The sequence below is a fragment of the Streptomyces sp. NBC_00620 genome, assembly GCF_026341825.1.
Lineage (GTDB): Bacteria > Actinomycetota > Actinomycetes > Streptomycetales > Streptomycetaceae > Streptomyces.
This window is the reverse complement of record NZ_JAPENY010000001.1, coordinates 1,857,101-1,872,597: the sequence shown is the minus strand read 5'-3', so window position 1 is coordinate 1,872,597 and position 15,497 is coordinate 1,857,101. Positions and strand designations below refer to the sequence as shown.

Annotated in this window: 14 protein-coding genes; 6 read left to right on the top strand and 8 right to left on the bottom strand. The window is 69.6% G+C overall.

Translation table 11 applies throughout. The features are described 5' to 3' along the window. Positions 1–35: 35 nt before the first annotated feature. Positions 36–884: an ABC transporter permease gene (locus OG246_RS08570; RefSeq protein WP_266458225.1), complete on the bottom strand. Its 849-nt coding sequence runs from the start codon at positions 882–884 to the stop codon at positions 36–38. Continuing rightward, on the bottom strand, positions 881–1,915 hold the full coding sequence (locus tag OG246_RS08565; protein ID WP_266458222.1) for an ATP-binding cassette domain-containing protein: 1,035 nt from the start codon (positions 1,913–1,915) through the stop codon (positions 881–883). The genes OG246_RS08570 and OG246_RS08565 overlap by 4 nt, the downstream gene beginning before the upstream one ends. A gap of 196 nt (positions 1,916–2,111) precedes the next feature. On the opposite strand from OG246_RS08565, the gene OG246_RS08560 reads away from it, so the two are divergent. Further along, a complete protein-coding gene (locus OG246_RS08560) occupies positions 2,112–3,092 on the top strand; it encodes an NAD(P)H-quinone oxidoreductase (RefSeq protein ID WP_266458219.1) in 981 nt (326 codons plus the stop codon). A 74-nt stretch (positions 3,093–3,166) separates the two neighbouring features. On the opposite strand, the gene OG246_RS08555 is transcribed toward OG246_RS08560, so the two are convergent. Continuing rightward, a complete protein-coding gene (locus tag OG246_RS08555) occupies positions 3,167–3,664 on the bottom strand; it encodes a hypothetical protein (protein WP_266458216.1) in 498 nt (165 codons plus the stop codon). A 108-nt stretch (positions 3,665–3,772) separates the two neighbouring features. On the opposite strand from OG246_RS08555, the gene OG246_RS08550 reads away from it, so the two are divergent. Beyond that, positions 3,773–4,315: a bacterial proteasome activator family protein gene (locus tag OG246_RS08550; protein WP_266458214.1), complete on the top strand. Its 543-nt coding sequence runs from the start codon at positions 3,773–3,775 to the stop codon at positions 4,313–4,315. Between the two features lie 115 nt (positions 4,316–4,430). Here the strand turns inward: OG246_RS08550 and OG246_RS08545 are convergent, their stop codons facing one another. Beyond that, positions 4,431–6,083 carry a protein kinase gene (locus OG246_RS08545; protein WP_266458211.1) on the bottom strand — a complete coding sequence of 551 codons (1,653 nt, stop codon included), beginning with the start codon at positions 6,081–6,083 and terminating at the stop codon, positions 4,431–4,433. A 390-nt stretch (positions 6,084–6,473) separates the two neighbouring features. On the opposite strand from OG246_RS08545, the gene OG246_RS08540 reads away from it, so the two are divergent. Beyond that, complete coding sequence (locus OG246_RS08540) at positions 6,474–8,042, top strand: protein kinase (RefSeq protein ID WP_266458207.1); 1,569 nt, start codon at positions 6,474–6,476, stop codon at positions 8,040–8,042. A 96-nt stretch (positions 8,043–8,138) separates the two neighbouring features. On the opposite strand, the gene OG246_RS08535 is transcribed toward OG246_RS08540, so the two are convergent. The 3 genes from OG246_RS08535 to OG246_RS08525 all read right to left on the bottom strand — a co-directional run bounded on the left by OG246_RS08535 (position 8,139) and on the right by OG246_RS08525 (position 10,453). Next, positions 8,139–9,143, bottom strand: coding sequence for a phosphotransferase (locus OG246_RS08535; protein WP_266458205.1), 1,005 nt, complete (start codon positions 9,141–9,143; stop codon positions 8,139–8,141). Positions 9,144–9,246: 103 nt separating this feature from the next. Further along, positions 9,247–9,681 (bottom strand): pyridoxamine 5'-phosphate oxidase family protein, encoded by a 435-nt coding sequence (locus OG246_RS08530; protein WP_266458202.1) that lies wholly within the window; start codon positions 9,679–9,681, stop codon positions 9,247–9,249. A 103-nt stretch (positions 9,682–9,784) separates the two neighbouring features. Next, entirely contained in the window at positions 9,785–10,453 is a 669-nt protein-coding gene (locus OG246_RS08525; protein WP_323178283.1) for a response regulator transcription factor, read from the bottom strand. 380 nt (positions 10,454–10,833) lie between these two features. Between OG246_RS08525 and pdhA the strand changes: the two genes are divergently transcribed. Genes pdhA through OG246_RS08510 form a run of 3 tightly spaced genes read left to right on the top strand, consistent with a single transcriptional unit; the run spans position 10,834 to position 14,472 of the window. After that, positions 10,834–12,054 carry a pyruvate dehydrogenase (acetyl-transferring) E1 component subunit alpha gene (gene pdhA / locus OG246_RS08520; protein ID WP_266458196.1) on the top strand — a complete coding sequence of 407 codons (1,221 nt, stop codon included), beginning with the start codon at positions 10,834–10,836 and terminating at the stop codon, positions 12,052–12,054. 2 nt (positions 12,055–12,056) lie between these two features. Then, a complete protein-coding gene (locus OG246_RS08515; protein ID WP_266458193.1) occupies positions 12,057–13,037 on the top strand; it encodes an alpha-ketoacid dehydrogenase subunit beta in 981 nt (326 codons plus the stop codon). 10 nt (positions 13,038–13,047) lie between these two features. Next, the gene (locus OG246_RS08510) at positions 13,048–14,472 is read left to right on the top strand and encodes a dihydrolipoamide acetyltransferase family protein (protein WP_266458190.1); all 1,425 of its coding nucleotides are present in this window, start codon (positions 13,048–13,050) and stop codon (positions 14,470–14,472) included. Between the two features lie 106 nt (positions 14,473–14,578). Here OG246_RS08510 and OG246_RS08505 read toward each other — a convergent pair whose 3' ends face one another. Next, positions 14,579–15,475: a D-alanyl-D-alanine carboxypeptidase family protein gene (locus tag OG246_RS08505; RefSeq protein WP_266458187.1), complete on the bottom strand. Its 897-nt coding sequence runs from the start codon at positions 15,473–15,475 to the stop codon at positions 14,579–14,581. Positions 15,476–15,497 lie beyond the last annotated feature (22 nt).

Sequence of the window (15,497 nt, the reverse complement as noted above, 5' to 3'; positions counted from 1 at the left end):
CACCTGGACGGGCAGCCACCCATGGCCACTTGTGGTCACTTGCGGTTGTACAGCCGCATCGTGATCGGGCCGAAGACCAGGACGAGGAGTCCTGCCCAGCCCAGCGACCAGGCGACCTCCGCGGCCGGCCAGTCGCCTGCCATCAGGCCGCGCACCGCCGAGGACAGGTGGGTGATCGGGCTGTTGTTGACGAAGGCCTGGAGCCAGCCCGGCATGGTCTTCGGGTCGACGAAGACGTTGGAGAGGAAGGTCAGCGGGAAGATCACCATCATGCTGACGCCCATCACCGACTTCTCGGTGCGCAGCAGCAGTCCGAACATGGTCCAGATCCACGAGAACGCGAACGAGAAGACCAGCAGCAGCGCGATGCCGGCGACCACGCCGAGGACCCCGCCGTCCGGGCGGTAGCCCAGGATCACGCCGACGGTGAGCATCACCACCGAGGCCATCGTGTAGCGCAGGGCGTCGCCGAGGAGATAGCCGACCATCACCGACGGCCGCCAGATCGGCAGCGTACGGAAACGGTCGAAGACGCCCTTCTCGATGTCCGTATTGACCGAGACACCCGTGTACATCGTGATCATCACGACGGACATCACCAGGATGCCGGGCAGCAGGAACTGGATGTACTCCGTGGGTGATCCGGCCAGCGCACCGCCGAAGAGGTACGTGTACATCAGCACCATCATGATCGGGAACGCGGTGACGTCGAAGAGCTGCTCCGGCACGTGCTTGATCTTGAGCATCGCCCGCCAGCCGAAGGTCAGCGACGCCGACAGGGCACTGGGCCGCGGCGGCCGGTCCTTGCTGATGAGGAGCGCGGCCAGCGTCTCGGCGCTGACAGGCGCGAGATCCTGGCTCTCGGTGGTCGTCGCGGTGCTCATACCGCGGCCTCCTTGTCCATCGTGCCGTCGGCCGAAGGAGCCTCGGGTTCGGTCGCATGTCCGGTGAGGGCGAGGAAGACCTCGTCCAGGCTGGGCTGCCCCAGCGAGAAGTTGTCGACGACGATGCCGGTGCGGGCCAGCTCGGCGAGCGCTCGCGCGGCCCGTTCCGCCGCTCCCCGGCCGTTGCTCGCACCCGCGCCGACCCGGGCCGTCAGCGCCACCGGATCGGGCTCGAGCTGCACCTCGGCGTCGAGAGCGATGCGCAGCACCTCCTCCGCCTGCGGGCGCTGCGCCGGATCGCGCAGCCGCAGATGTACGGAACCGGCGCCGACGGACGCCTTCAGCTCGCCCTTCGTGCCCTCGGCGATCACCTTGCCCTTGTCGATCACCGCGATCCTGGAGGCCAGTTGGTCGGCCTCGTCCAGGTACTGCGTGGTGAGCAGCACGGTGGTGCCCTGGGCGACGACCGCGCGCACGATGTCCCACACCTGGTTGCGGCTGCGCGGGTCGAGGCCGGTGGTCGGCTCGTCGAGGAAGAGCAGGTCGGGGGTGTTGAGAATGGACGCGGCGATGTCGATACGGCGCCGCATGCCGCCCGAGTAGTGCTTGACCTGCTTTGCCGCCGCCTCGGTCAGCCCGAAGGCCTCCAGAAGCTGCTCCGAGCGGATCGCCGCGGCGCGCTTGTGGTGCCCGAGGAGGCGGCCGAGCAGCACCAGGTTCTCGGTGCCGGTCAGGTCCTCGTCCACGGACGCGTACTGGCCGGTGAGGCTGACCCTGCTGCGTACCCGGTCGGCCTCCCGTACGACGTCATGGCCGAAGACGTGCGCCTGGCCGCCGTCGGGGCGCAGCAGGGTGGCCAGCATCTTCACGGTGGTCGTCTTGCCGGCGCCGTTCGGCCCTAGGACGCCGTAGACCGTGCCGGTGGGTACGGCGAGGTCGACGCCGTCCACGGCCCGGGTGTCGCCGAATGTCTTCACCAGACCGGCGGTCTCGATCGCCAGGCCGGACGACGGTGCGCTCTGTGCGCTCATGTCTCGGTGTCCTTCCGCGTACGGGGTTACGCAAGGAAGACCGCCGCCGTGCCGCGAACTCATCGCCCCCGGAGGGACCAATTCGCGCAGCTGTCCGTCTCCACGCCCTCTGAGCCTTTACGGTTCCTTTGCCTCCACCGTGCCTCTCCCGGAGGACCCGCGCATCCCAATTACCGCGAGGAGTAGCGTCCCCCTCATGTACGCGATCACGATTCCTGAACCTGGTGGGCCCGAGGCGCTGGTGTGGGACGAGGTCCCGGATCCGGTGCCCGGAGAGGGCGAAGTGCTGGTCGAGGTGGTGGCCAGCGCCGTCAACCGCGCCGACCTGCTGCAACGGCAGGGCTTCTACAACCCGCCGCCCGGCGCGTCCCCGTACCCCGGTCTCGAGTGCGCGGGACGCATCGTCGGGATCGGCCCCGGAGTCTCCGGGTGGACGGTCGGCGACGAGGTGTGCGCGCTGCTCGCGGGCGGCGGATACGCCGAGAAGGTCGCCGTTCCGGCCGGTCAGCTGCTGCCCGTGCCCGCGGGCCTGGACCTCAGGCGGGCGGCCGCGCTGCCCGAGGTGACCTGCACCGTCTGGTCGAACGTCTTCATGGTGTCGCATCTGCGCCCCGGCGAGACCCTGCTCGTGCACGGCGGCTCCAGCGGCATCGGCACCATGGCGATCCAGCTGGCGAAGGCCGTCGGCGCGAAGGTCGCGGTCACGGCCGGCACCAAGGAGAAGCTCGACTTCTGCGCCGAGCTGGGCGCGGACATCCTCATCAACTACCGCGAGCAGGACTTCGTCGAGGAGATCGAGCGGGCCACGGACGGCGCGGGTGCCGACGTCATCCTCGACAACATGGGCGCCAAGTACCTGGACCGGAACGTCCGCGCACTCGCCGTCAACGGACGGCTCGCGATCATCGGCATGCAGGGCGGCGTCAAGGGCGAGCTGAACATTGCCACCCTCCTCGGCAAGCGCGCCGCCGTCACCGCGACCTCGCTGCGCATCCGCCCGGTCGAGGAGAAGGCGGCGATCGTCGCGGCCGTACGCGAGCACGTCTGGCCGCTGATCGCCTCCGGCCACGTACGCCCGATCGTCGACCGCGAGCTGCCGATGAACGACGCGGCGGAGGGACACCGGGTGCTGGAGGGGAGCGGGCACATCGGAAAGGTGCTGCTTGTCGCTCCCTAGGGAGCGCGTTGCCCGAGCCGTTTCAGCCGCGCCGGACCCGCCGCGGTTTCAGCCGCGCCGGACCCGCCGCGGTTTCAGCCGCGCCGGACCCGCAGGGCGAGGAACGCCAGCCCCAGGCCCAGGCCGATGAGGATCAGCCCGCTGCCCAGGGGCACGATCCGGAGTACGGGTTCCGGGTCGGGCCCGGGGCGGACGACGCTCTGCCGTACGGGGATCGCGGCGTCCGGCGACGGCTCGGAGACGGCGCTCGCCGCAGGGTTGTCGGGGACGGCGGGGTCGCGATCCGGGTACGCCGGCTCCGCGACCCCGGCCTCCGGCATCCCCGTCGGCTCCTCTCGACCGGGTCGCTCACGGCCCTCTCCCGGACGGCTCCCCGCGCGGGAGGCATCGGCGCTGGGCTCAAGGGCGTACGAGGCGGTGTACGAGGCCGCGTGCGTGACGGCGTACGACGCGGAGCCGGAGGCGGCGTACGAAAGGTGCGCGCCCCCGGTCGCCAGGGCAAGCAGCAGCCCCACCACGCACAGCGCGCGCGGCGCATGAACCACACGCACCGCCCGGAGCCATGGAGTCACGCCGGTGACCCCCTCCCGGTGAGGAGTCCCAAGATCAATGGGTCAAGCCTCACACGCTCCCCTTGCCCCGGCATCTCGGCGGCGCACGGGTGGTAGACAATGGACGGCATGGAGATGCCGAGGAACGAAAGGTCGCCGGAGAACCCTCAGATCCTGGTCGTAGGACAGGACGGAATGGCTCTCGGTGGCACCGGAGACGAGGACTCCCGTGAGGTCCCGGTGACGGAGATGGTGGAACAGCCCGCCAAGGTGATGCGCATCGGCAGCATGATCAAGCAGCTGCTCGAGGAGGTGCGTGCGGCACCTCTGGACGAGGCGAGCCGGGTCCGGCTCAAGGAGATCCACGCGAGCTCCGTGAAGGAGCTGGAGGACGGACTCGCCCCCGACCTCGTCGACGAACTCGAGCGCCTCTCCCTTCCGTTCACCGACGAGGGGATCCCCTCGGACGCCGAACTGCGCATCGCACAGGCACAGTTGGTGGGCTGGCTCGAGGGCCTCTTCCACGGGATCCAGACGACCCTGTTCGCCCAGCAGATGGCGGCCAGGGCCCAACTGGAGTCGATGCGCCGAGCCCTCCCGCCGGGCGTCGGCGGCGCCGAGGACGACGAGGACCCCCGCACGGGCGGCCGTTCGGGCGGACCGTACCTGTAGCCCCCCGGCGGTAACTGCAGCCCCCGCGGTACCCGGACAACGAAACGGGCCCGGCACGTAAGTGCCGGGCCCCTCGCATGTCAGAAACGGATCACCAGGACGATCCGGAAGCAGGTCAGGACGGGTCGCCCGTCGACACACTGAGCTCGATCTCGGGCATGTTCTGCGGGTCGACGTCCGTGCCGTCGGAGGGGAACTGGTCCATGACCGTGCCCTCGCCGTAGGTGTTCTCATTGACGTACTTGATCGTCATCTGCCAACCAGCGGCCTGGAAGCAGGACTTCACCGACTGGATGTACTTGTACGAGAAGTCCGGGACCCGGATCTTGGTCTCGTCGTTGTACGACTCCTCCGGCTCCGTGCACTTCTCCGTGTCGATCGTCTTCGTCGTGTCCGGACCCTTGTGCCCCGCCACCACGGACGCCGACTGACTGGGATCGGTACCGCCTCCGGTGTCGTCACCGTTCCTGTTCAGGGCGAGTGCGGTGAGCAGGCCGCCGATCGCGACGAGCGCGACCACGATCGAGCCGACGACGACTCCCTTGTTGCTCTTGCGGCCGCCCCCGGAGCCTCCCGGGTGAGGAGTCGGGTGCTGGGGCGCCAGGTTGTACGGCGGCGGGGTCGAGATGCCCTGCTGCGGGGAGTACGCCGAGGTCTGCGGCGGCGTCAGGTAGCCGCCCTGCTGCGGATAGCCGTACGACGGAGCCGGCTGCGGGGTGGGCGGCGGTGTGGGCGCCGGGGTCGGCGGACCGTAGGCACCCGGCTGGTACGGCGTCTGGACCGGACCCGGTGCCGGAGCCGCCTGGTCGACGGGCGGGAAGACCGCGGATGCGACGCCCGCGCCGCTCGACGTCTGGGCGCCCGGCACGATGCTCGGCGCGGCGGAGTGCAGCGACTGGGCCACGCGCATGCACTCGTCGCGCATCGCCTCGGCGCTGGGAAACCGCTCGTTCGGGTTCTTCTTCAGCGCGCGGGCGACCAGTGCGTCCACGGCCGGGGGCAGCGAGCGGTTCACCGAGGAGGGCGCGACCGGCTGCTCCTGCACATGCGCGTACGCGATGGCCAGCGGCGAGTCCGCCTCGAACGGAAGCCGCCCGGTGGTGAGTTGGAACAGCATGATGCCGACCGAGTACAGGTCGGATCTGGCGTCCACGCCTCTGCCGAGGGCCTGCTCCGGAGAGAGGTACTGCGGGGTGCCGACGACCATGCCGGTCTGGGTCATCGAGGTGACACCGGACTGCATGGCGCGGGCGATGCCGAAGTCCATCACCTTGACGACGTTGCGCTTCGTCATCATCACGTTGCCCGGCTTGATGTCCCGGTGGACCAGGCCCATCTCGTGGCTGATCTCCAGGGCGGCCAGCACATCCGCGGTGATCTTGAGGGCCTTGTCGGCGGGCATGGCGCCGTACTGCGCGATGTCCTGGTCGAGGACGGAGCCGAGCGGGCGGCCCTCGACGTACTCCATGACGATGTACGGCGTCGTCATGCCGTCGAGCACGTCCTCGCCGGTGTCGAAGACCGAGACGATGTTCGTGTGCGTGAGCTTCGCCACCGACTGGGCCTCGCGGCGGAAGCGCTCGCGGAAGGCCTGCTCGCGGCCGAGTTCGGTGTGCAGTGTCTTGATCGCGACCTGGCGGTCGAGCACCGAGTCGTACGCGAGGTGGACCGAGGCCATGCCGCCCTCGCCGAGCAGATCACGCAGCTGGTAGCGGCCGCCGGCGACCGCACGCCCCGCGTACCGGCCCTGTGCGCCGTCCTGGCTCATCTTCTGCGTCCCCCATCGGCGCGGCGGGAGCGGCTGATCGCCCCCGCGGTCCGTGACTCGATTGTCGTGATCGATTGTGCGATCTGCCCGGTGATCGGCCGGTGTTCGGTGATCGATTGGCTCATTCCCGGCCAAGTCTGCCCGAGGGCACTGACACGTCAAGCTCGGTGCCCGTTCCGTGACCGTCTGCGAAAGAAGCGTCGCGGAAGCGTTACAGGTGCCGTACGGGCGGTACACAGGATTTGCACGCGGGCACCCGTGACGGGTTGGATGGCCGATCCATCCCGCTTCCGTCTCGGACCGGCGCATTGCGCGGAGCCTGTAGCGTGGCCCGACGGAGACCGTAACAACCACCGCGCAGACCGCGGGCAGAAACGACGGCGAGGACTGATGGCACAGCAGCAGCGCGCTCAGGGCCCGTCCGACCCCGAGGCGACTGGCGGCGGTATGTCAGATGCGCCGGAGCTGTGGGGTAACGGCGGGCTGGTCGGCGACGGCCGGTATCGGCTGACCCACAGACTGGGCCGGGGCGGCATGGCCGAGGTGTTCGCGGCCGAGGACGTACGCCTGGGGCGCACGGTCGCGGTCAAGCTGCTCCGCTCCGATCTGGCCGAGGACCCGGTCTCCAAGGCCCGCTTCACGCGTGAGGCCCAGTCGGTCGCCGGGCTCAACCACCACGCGGTCGTCGCCGTGTACGACTCCGGCGAGGACGTGGTCGGCTCCCGCGTCGTCCCGTACATCGTGATGGAGATCGTCGAGGGCCACACGATCCGCGATCTGCTGATCAACGCCGAGGCCCCCGGGCCCGAGCAGGCGCTGATCATCGTCTCCGGTGTCCTCGAAGCGCTCGCCTACTCGCACCAGCACGGCATCGTGCACCGCGACATCAAGCCGGCGAACGTGATCATCACGCAGACCGGTGCCGTGAAGGTGATGGACTTCGGCATCGCGCGCGCCCTGCACGGCGCGCAGTCGACGATGACGCAGACCGGCATGGTCATGGGCACGCCGCAGTACCTCTCCCCGGAGCAGGCGCTCGGCAAGGCCGTCGACCACCGCTCCGACCTGTACGCGACGGGCTGCCTCCTCTACGAACTCCTCGCGCTGCGGCCCCCGTTCACCGGCGAGACGCCGCTGTCGGTGGTCTACCAGCACGTCCAGGACATTCCGGTGCCCCCGTCCGAGGTCTCGGACGCGGCCCCGCCGGAGCTCGACGGGCTGGTCATGCGCTCGCTCGCGAAGGAGCCGGACGACCGGTTCCAGACCGCGGAGGAGATGCGCGGGCTCGTCCAGTACGGGCTGCAGATGCTGTACGACCAGGGCAGCCACACCGGCACCTGGAACACCGGCCCGGTCGACATGCACGGCGGGCCGCGCACCCCGGCGGGGGGCTTCGCCGGTACGGCCGCGCTGCCGCATCCCAGCGACTCCGGCACCTCGCAGATTCCGCAGCCGATCCTGCCGAGCGGGTACGGCGGCGGGGACGACGGCGGCTTCGAGGGGCACGGCAACAAGGGCGGCGGCCGCGGCAAGCTGTGGATCCTCGCGGTCCTCGCGGTGATCGCGATCGCGGCGGGTGTCGCGCTCGCGATCAACAAGACCAATGACGATGGCGGCGGGACGGGCACGACGCAGTCGCCCACGGCGACGTCCTCGTCCACCGAGGACAGCGATTCCAGCGCGACCCCGAGCGACGAGGCCACGGACAACCCCACCGACGAGTCGACGGACGACGGCACCAGCTCGGGCTCCGGCTCGGACTACACACCGTCGTACACGCCGTCCCCGAGCTACAGCAGTGACCCGACCGACGAGCCCACGGACGAGCCGACCACCACGGAGCCGACCACCGCGGAGCCGTCGGACGACCCGACGACCACGGAGCCGACGGACCCGGCGACAGGGGAGCCCTCGGACCCGGGCGTCACCGGTGACACCTCTGCCGGGGGCAGCGGCTGACCCGCCGGACAAACACCCTCCACGCGCGCGTGCGGCCCGAAACGGGCTCCACGCGCGCGTGCCGTTTGCGGCGGCCCACCCAGTGGCATCCGCAGGTCACCCCGCGAACGCCTCGCACACCGGCTCGTACTCCCGGGTCCACCACACCGCCAGTGCCGACGCCGCCGGGAACTGCGGATCGGCGCGGGTGTCCCCGCGCTCGTAGTGCCAGCGCAGTATCCAGAAGTCGTTGAGGCGCTCCCACCACACGCGGTGCACGGCGGCCGCGAGTTCGGAGGGGGTCGCGCCCGCGGTACGCCGGTACGCGCGCGCGTAGGCCCGCACTTTGGCCAGGTCGAGCGCGCCGACGGGCTGTACGAAGAAGATCACCGCGGCGCGTACCGCCTCCTCGGCGCGGGGCTGGACGCCCAGCCGGTCCCAGTCGACGATCGCGGCCGGTTCGCCGTCGCGGTAGAGCAGGTTGAACGGGTGGAAGTCGCCGTGCACCCAGCCCACCGAACCGCCCCGCGGAGGCCGTCGGTCCGCATGCCGCTCCAGGAGGGCGCGCCGTTCCAGGAGCCGGTGCCTGGCCAGTTCGTCGAAGGCGTCGGGTGGCCGGTGGCGGCGTACCTGGGCGAGCAGGTGGTCGATGAGCGCGAAGGTGTCGGCCGGGTCGGCGCCGTCGGCCGGCTCCGCGGGCCCGCGTCCCTCCGTGGGCATCACCTGCTCCAGGCTCGCGTGGACGACGCCCAGGAGCGCCCCCAGCCGCGCGCACTGCTCCGTGGTGAGCTGGCCGCCGTGCCGGTGCCGTCCGTCGACCCACGGGTGCAGCGCGTACGCGTGGCCCCCGACGACGGCGACCGTACGCCCGTCGGTGCCGGTCAGCGGCGGGGCGACCGGGACGCCGAGGTCCGCGAGGCGCTGGGTCGCCCGGTGCTGGCGGGCGATCGCGACGGGGTCGGCGGTCTCGGGGTCGAAATGGTGCTTGAGGAAGTACCTGCCGCGGGTGGTGCACAGCCGGTAGCCGCGGTTGAGCAGCCCCTCTTCGACGGGTTCGCAGGTCAGCGCGGACCCGGCGGAGTACTGGCGGAGGAGGGCGCCCAGAGGGGGCGCGAAAGACACAGGGGGTGGTACAGAAGAGCGCGGCACGCGGCAGATGCTAGGGCACTCAACTGGCCCCTGACCTTGCGTTTGTCACAGACAGTCGCCCTGTATGCAACATCGGTCACAGAACGTGCTGGAATCGCCGTTCCAGGCCACCGTCCGTCGAATGCGCGGTGGAGAACTGCGGGTCGATGCCCAGATAGACCGGCTCGTAGGGCTCGCCGTCCACCAGGCGCGGCGCGGGACCGAAACGTTCCAGCTGCGCCGCGGTCGGCTCGACGGTTTCGCACCGGCCGACGACCTGCACGGACCACAGGCTCTCCCCCGGCCGTGCGGAGCTCAGGTTGTCGGTGCCGTACGCGACGACGCTGCCGGCGCAGGCCTGGTGGTAGCCGCAGTTCCGGGGCATCCGCAGCAGGACGCGGCCGTCGGCCACGATGTGCCGGGCGAACGCGAGGAAGGGCAGCGCGCGCATGCTGGTGGCCACCCGGCCGTAGTCGGTGCGGCCGATCAGTTCCACGGCGAGCTGAATGTCGTCCGGCTGTTCGTCGGGCATACGACCAATTTCCGGTACCCAGGAGAGCGGGAAAAGGGCCACCCGTCTCCTGTAGGGGGGCCATAAGTCCCGAAGGGCTTCCCCATCACCGGCGACGCTGCGACTAGTGCCGCTGCTCCTGCTCCACCTGCAGACGCGCGACGTACGCGGCCGCCTGGGACCGCCGCTCCATCCCCAGTTTGGCCAGCAGGCTCGACACATAGTTCTTGATCGTCTTCTCGGCGAGATGCAGCCGTTCGCCGATCACGCGATTGGTGAGCCCTTCGCCGATCAGGTCGAGGATCTTGCGCTCCTGCTCGGTGAGGTGCGCGAGCCTGTCGTCGCTCTTGGGGCCGCCCCCGTCGCGCAGCCGCTCCAGGACGCGGGCGGTGGCCACCGGGTCGAGCAGGGACTTCCCGGCGGCGACATCACGTACGGCCGAGAGCAGTTCGCTGCCACGGATGGCCTTGAGCACATAGCCCGAGGCGCCCGCCATGATCGCGTCGAAAAGGGCCTCGTCGTCGGCGTACGAGGTCAGCATCAGGCACTTGATGTCCTCGTCCTGGGACCGGATCTCGCGGCAGACCTCGACGCCGCTGCCGTCCGGGAGCCGTACGTCCAGGACGGCGACGTCGGGGTGGGTGGCCGGAATCCGTACCAGGGCGTCGGCCGCCGTGCCGGCCTCGCCGACCACCTCGATGTCGTCCTCCACCGAGAGCAGCTCATGGACGCCGCGCCGGACCACCTCGTGATCATCGAGGAGAAATACGGTGATTTTCCCGTTTTCACGCACGGTGTCAGTGTCACACACGATCATTGGCCCTGCCCCGGGGTGAACTCTTCCCGTGCCAGGGGTGACCGGGATAACGTGCCGGTGTTCCGGCCCCCTGCAAGGCTGTTACCAGCGCTGTGACCAGCGGCTGTTCCCGACCGAGGCGATGTACTTGGAGATCCGACTAAAAAGTAGTTGGAAATCCGAGCAAAATCGCAGGTCAGGCGGGGTTTCACAGAATTGTGAAGCACTGGGTAACGTGGCTGTTGCAGGGCGCTCGCCGGGGCACCTGTCACGCCTGTTCCCGGCCGAGTGCACCCACCCCGTGCACGGGTACTGGAGCAGGCGAGCCGCACTGGCCGACCGGCAACCCCGGGGGCCGGACCGACGGAGGAGCACACGTGACCGTGGAGAGCACTGCCGCGCAGAAGCCGCGACGCAGCGCCGGTACGAAGAGCGCCGCAAGCACCGGCACGACCGGGACGAAGCGCGCCGCGAGCGGTGCCAAGCGCACCGGCGCAAACAAGTCACCGGGCGCAGACCCTGAACTCATTCAGCTGCTGACCCCCGAGGGCAAGCGGGTCAAGGACGCCACGTACGACCCGTACGTCGCCGACATCACCCCGGAGGAGCTGCGCGGCCTGTACCGGGACATGGTGCTGACCCGCCGCTTCGACGCCGAGGCCACCTCCCTGCAGCGCCAGGGCGAGCTGGGCCTGTGGGCCTCGCTGCTCGGCCAGGAGGCCGCCCAGATCGGCTCCGGGCGCGCCACCCGCGAGGACGACTACGTCTTCCCGACCTACCGCGAGCACGGCGTCGCCTGGTGCCGCGGGGTCGACCCGACCAACCTGCTCGGCATGTTCCGCGGCGTGAACAACGGCGGCTGGGACCCGAACACCAACAACTTCCACCTGTACACGATCGTCATCGGCTCGCAGACCCTGCACGCCACCGGGTACGCCATGGGCATCACCAAGGACGGCGCCGACTCGGCCGTGATCGCGTACTTCGGAGACGGCGCCTCCAGCCAGGGCGACGTCGCCGAATCGTTCACCTTCTCCGCGGTCTACAACGCCCCCGTCGTGTTCTTCTGCCAGAACAACCAGTGGGCCATCTCCGAGCCGACCGAGAAGCAGACCCGCGTCCCGCTCTACCAGCGCGCGCAGGGCTACGGCTTCCCGGGCGTCCGCGTCGACGGCAACGACGTCCTCGCCTGCCTGGCCGTCACCAAGTGGGCCCTGGAGCGGGCCCGCCGCGGCGAGGGCCCCACGCTCGTGGAGGCGTTCACCTACCGGATGGGCGCGCACACCACCTCCGACGACCCGACCAAGTACCGGGCCGACGAGGAGACCGAGTCGTGGGAGGCGAAGGACCCGATCCTGCGCATGCGCACGTATCTCGAGGCCTCAAACCACGCGGACGAGGGATTTTTCGCGGAACTCGAAGCCGAGAGCGAGGCGTTGGGCAAACGAGTACGCGAGGTCGTACGGGCCATGCCGGACCCGGACCACTTCGCCATCTTCGAGAACGTGTACGCGGACGGGCACGCGCTCGTCGACGAGGAGCGGGCCCAGTTCGCCGCCTACCAGGCGTCGTTCGCGGACGAAGGGGAGGACAAGTAGCGATGACCGCGGAAAAGATGGCGCTGGCCAAGGCGATCAACGAGTCGCTGCGCAAGGCCCTGGAAACCGACCCCAAGGTCCTGATCATGGGCGAGGACGTCGGCAAGCTCGGCGGAGTCTTCAGGGTCACCGACGGACTCCAGAAGGACTTCGGTGAGGACCGGGTCATCGACACCCCGCTCGCCGAGTCGGGCATCGTTGGCACGGCGATCGGTCTCGCACTGCGCGGCTACCGCCCGGTGGTGGAGATCCAGTTCGACGGTTTCGTCTTCCCCGCCTACGACCAGATCGTCACGCAGCTGGCGAAGATGCACGCGCGGGCGCTCGGCAAGATCAAGCTCCCCGTCGTCATCCGCATTCCGTACGGCGGTGGCATCGGCGCGGTCGAGCACCACTCGGAGTCGCCGGAGGCGCTGTTCGCGCATGTGTCGGGCCTGAAGGTGGTCTCCCCGTCGACCGCGTCCGACGCCTACTGGATGATGCAGCAGGCCATCCAGAGCAACGACCCGGTGATCTTCTTCGAGCCGAAGCGGCGCTACTGGGACAAGTCCGAGGTCAACACGGAGGCGATCCCCGGACCCCTGCACAAGGCGCGCGTGGTGCGCGAGGGCACCGACCTGACCCTCGTCGCGTACGGCCCGATGGTGAAGGTGTGCCTGGAGGCCGCGGCGGCCGCCCAGGAGGAGGGTAAGTCGATCGAGGTCCTGGACCTGCGCTCGATGTCCCCGCTCGACTTCGACTCCGTCCAGACCTCGGTGGAGAAGACCCGCCACCTGGTCGTGGTGCACGAGGCACCGGTGTTCCTCGGCACGGGCGCGGAGATCGCCGCCCGCATCACGGAGCGGTGCTTCTACCACTTGGAGGCACCCGTCCTGCGGGTCGGTGGCTACCACGCCCCCTACCCGCCGGCACGCCTGGAGGACGAGTACCTTCCGGGCCTGGACCGGGTGCTCGACGCCGTCGACCGCTCGCTTGCGTACTGAGGAGAGGGTCGTGACGACGATGACCGAGAACGCGTCGGGACTCCGCGAGTTCAAGATGCCCGATGTGGGCGAGGGGCTCACCGAGGCGGAGATCCTCAAGTGGTACGTCCAGCCGGGCGACCAGGTCACCGACGGCCAGGTGGTCTGCGAGGTCGAGACCGCCAAGGCCGCCGTGGAGCTGCCCATCCCGTACGACGGTGTGGTGCGCGAACTCCGTTTCCCCGAGGGGACGACGGTGGACGTGGGCCAGGTGATCATCGCCGTGGAGGTGGCCGGAGCGGCCGGTTCGCCCGTGGTCGAGGTCACCGCGGCCCCTGTCGAAGCGCCCGCCGCCGAGAAGCCGAAGCCCGAAGGCCGCACCCCGGTCCTCGTCGGCTACGGCGTTGCCGAGTCCTCCACCAAGCGCCGTGCCCGCAAGGGGACCGAGGTCCCCGCCCAGGCACCCGAGCCGGTCTACGCGGCTTCGGCGATCCAGGCCGTCCAGGGCGAGCTGAACGGACACGGGCACTCCGCGCCCGTGGTGGCCCGGCCGCTGGCCAAGCCCCCGGTCCGCAAGCTCGCCAAGGACCTCGGCGTCGACCTGGCGACGATCGTCCCGTCCGGCCCGGACGGCATCATCACGCGCGAGGACGTGCACGCGGCGGTGGCACCCGCACCCGCCCCGGAGCCGGTCGTCCAGCAGACCCCGGCCGCCCCCGTCCAGGCCGCCGCCCCGGTCGCCTCGTACGACACGGCACGCGAGACCCGTATCCCGGTCAAGGGTGTCCGCAAGGCCACGGCGGCCGCGATGGTCGGTTCGGCGTTCACCGCGCCGCATGTGACCGAGTTCGTGACGGTCGACGTGACGCGCACGATGAAGCTCGTGGAGGAGCTCAAGCAGGACAAGGAGATGCAGGGGCTGCGGGTGAACCCGCTGCTCCTCATCGCCAAGGCCCTGCTGGTCGCCATCAAGCGCAACCCGGACGTCAACGCGTCCTGGGACGAGGCCGCCCAGGAGATCGTCCTCAAGCACTATGTGAACCTGGGCATCGCCGCGGCGACCCCGCGCGGCCTGCTCGTCCCGAACATCAAGGACGCGCACAGCAAGACCCTGCCGCAACTGGCTCAGTCTCTCGGCGAGTTGGTCTCCACCGCCCGTGAGGGCAAGACCTCCCCGGCCGCGATGCAGGGCGGCACGGTCACCATCACCAACGTCGGCGTCTTCGGCGTCGACACCGGCACGCCGATCCTCAACCCCGGCGAGTCCGCGATCCTCGCCGTCGGCGCGATCAAGCTCCAGCCCTGGGTCCACAAGGGCAAGGTCAAGCCCCGCCAGGTCACCACCCTTGCGCTGAGCTTCGACCACCGCCTGGTGGACGGGGAGCTGGGCTCCAAGGTGCTCGCCGATGTGGCGGCCGTCCTGGAGCAGCCGAAGCGGCTGATCACCTGGGCGTAGGGAACGAACGAGAAGGGGGCCCGCCGCACAAGTGCGGCGGGCCCCCTTCTCGTGTGCGACGGGACTGCGGGCCCGTACGCTCGCGAGCTACTTCTACGCCTGGGACCTACTTGGCGAAGGCGTAGTTCATCAGCTTCTTGGCGTCCGACTCACGGGCGGTGATGGACGTGGAGGCGAGAACCGTGCCGATGACGGTCTTGCCGTTGCGGGTGGCGGCGAAGACGAGGCAGTACTTGGCCTGGGCGCCGGAGCCGGTCTTCACGCCGATCGTGCCGCTGTAGGTGCCGAGCAGACCGTTTGTGTTGGTCCACGCGGCCATGGTGCGGGTGGAGCCGGTCTTCGTGACGGTCTTCGCCGTGTACGACTTCGTCTTCACGATCGTCTTGAACGTGGAGCTCAGCATCGTGCTGCTGGCGAGCTTCGTCAGGTCCTTCGGCGTCGAGTAGTTGGAGCCGTTGCTGATGCCGTCGAACGAGTCGAAGTGCGTGTTCGTCAGGCCGAGCTGGCTGGCCTTGCTGTTCATCTTGGCGATGAACGACTTCACGCGGGCGGAGCGCGTCGTGCCCGTGCCGAACTTGTCGGCGAGCGCGTACGCGGCGTCGCAGCCGGACGGCAGCATCAGCCCGTAGAGGAGCTGGCGGACGGTGACCTTGTCGCCGACGATCAGGCGGGCCGAGGAGGCGTTGTTGGCGACGATGTAGTCGCTGTACGCCTTCTGGATGGTGACCTTGGCGTCCAGGTTGAGGTTCGCCTGCGTGAGCACGACCTTGGCGGTCATGATCTTGGTGGTGGAGCCGGTGGGGAGCTTGGTGTTCCCGGCCTTCGAGTAGAGGGCCGTGCCCGTGCCGTTGTTCATCACGTAGCCGCCCTTGGCGGCGATCGTGGGCGTGGTGAGGGCTTGTGCGGGAGCCGCGCCGAGGGCTCCGGTCGCGATCATGGCGCCGGTCGTGACGACTACGGCGGCAGCTCTGCGGACGCGCGTGCCCTTAATGCCGGTTATCAAGTTTCCTACCCCGATTACGTTA

What these genes read in the sequence shown, in the direction of transcription:
- OG246_RS08565 (WP_266458222.1), bottom strand. Translation starts at nt 1,915, where the DNA reads ATGAGCGCACAGAGCGCACCGTCGTCCGGCCTGGCGATCGAGACCGCC.
- OG246_RS08530 (WP_266458202.1), bottom strand. Translation starts at nt 9,681, where the DNA reads ATGCCCGACGAACAGCCGGACGACATTCAGCTCGCCGTGGAACTGATC.
- OG246_RS08545 (WP_266458211.1), bottom strand. Translation starts at nt 6,083, where the DNA reads ATGAGCCAGGACGGCGCACAGGGCCGGTACGCGGGGCGTGCGGTCGCC.
- OG246_RS08560 (WP_266458219.1), top strand. Translation starts at nt 2,112, where the DNA reads ATGTACGCGATCACGATTCCTGAACCTGGTGGGCCCGAGGCGCTGGTG.
- OG246_RS08570 (WP_266458225.1), bottom strand. Translation starts at nt 884, where the DNA reads ATGAGCACCGCGACGACCACCGAGAGCCAGGATCTCGCGCCTGTCAGC.
- OG246_RS08540 (WP_266458207.1), top strand. Translation starts at nt 6,474, where the DNA reads ATGGCACAGCAGCAGCGCGCTCAGGGCCCGTCCGACCCCGAGGCGACT.
- OG246_RS08550 (WP_266458214.1), top strand. Translation starts at nt 3,773, where the DNA reads ATGGAGATGCCGAGGAACGAAAGGTCGCCGGAGAACCCTCAGATCCTG.
- OG246_RS08515 (WP_266458193.1), top strand. Translation starts at nt 12,057, where the DNA reads ATGACCGCGGAAAAGATGGCGCTGGCCAAGGCGATCAACGAGTCGCTG.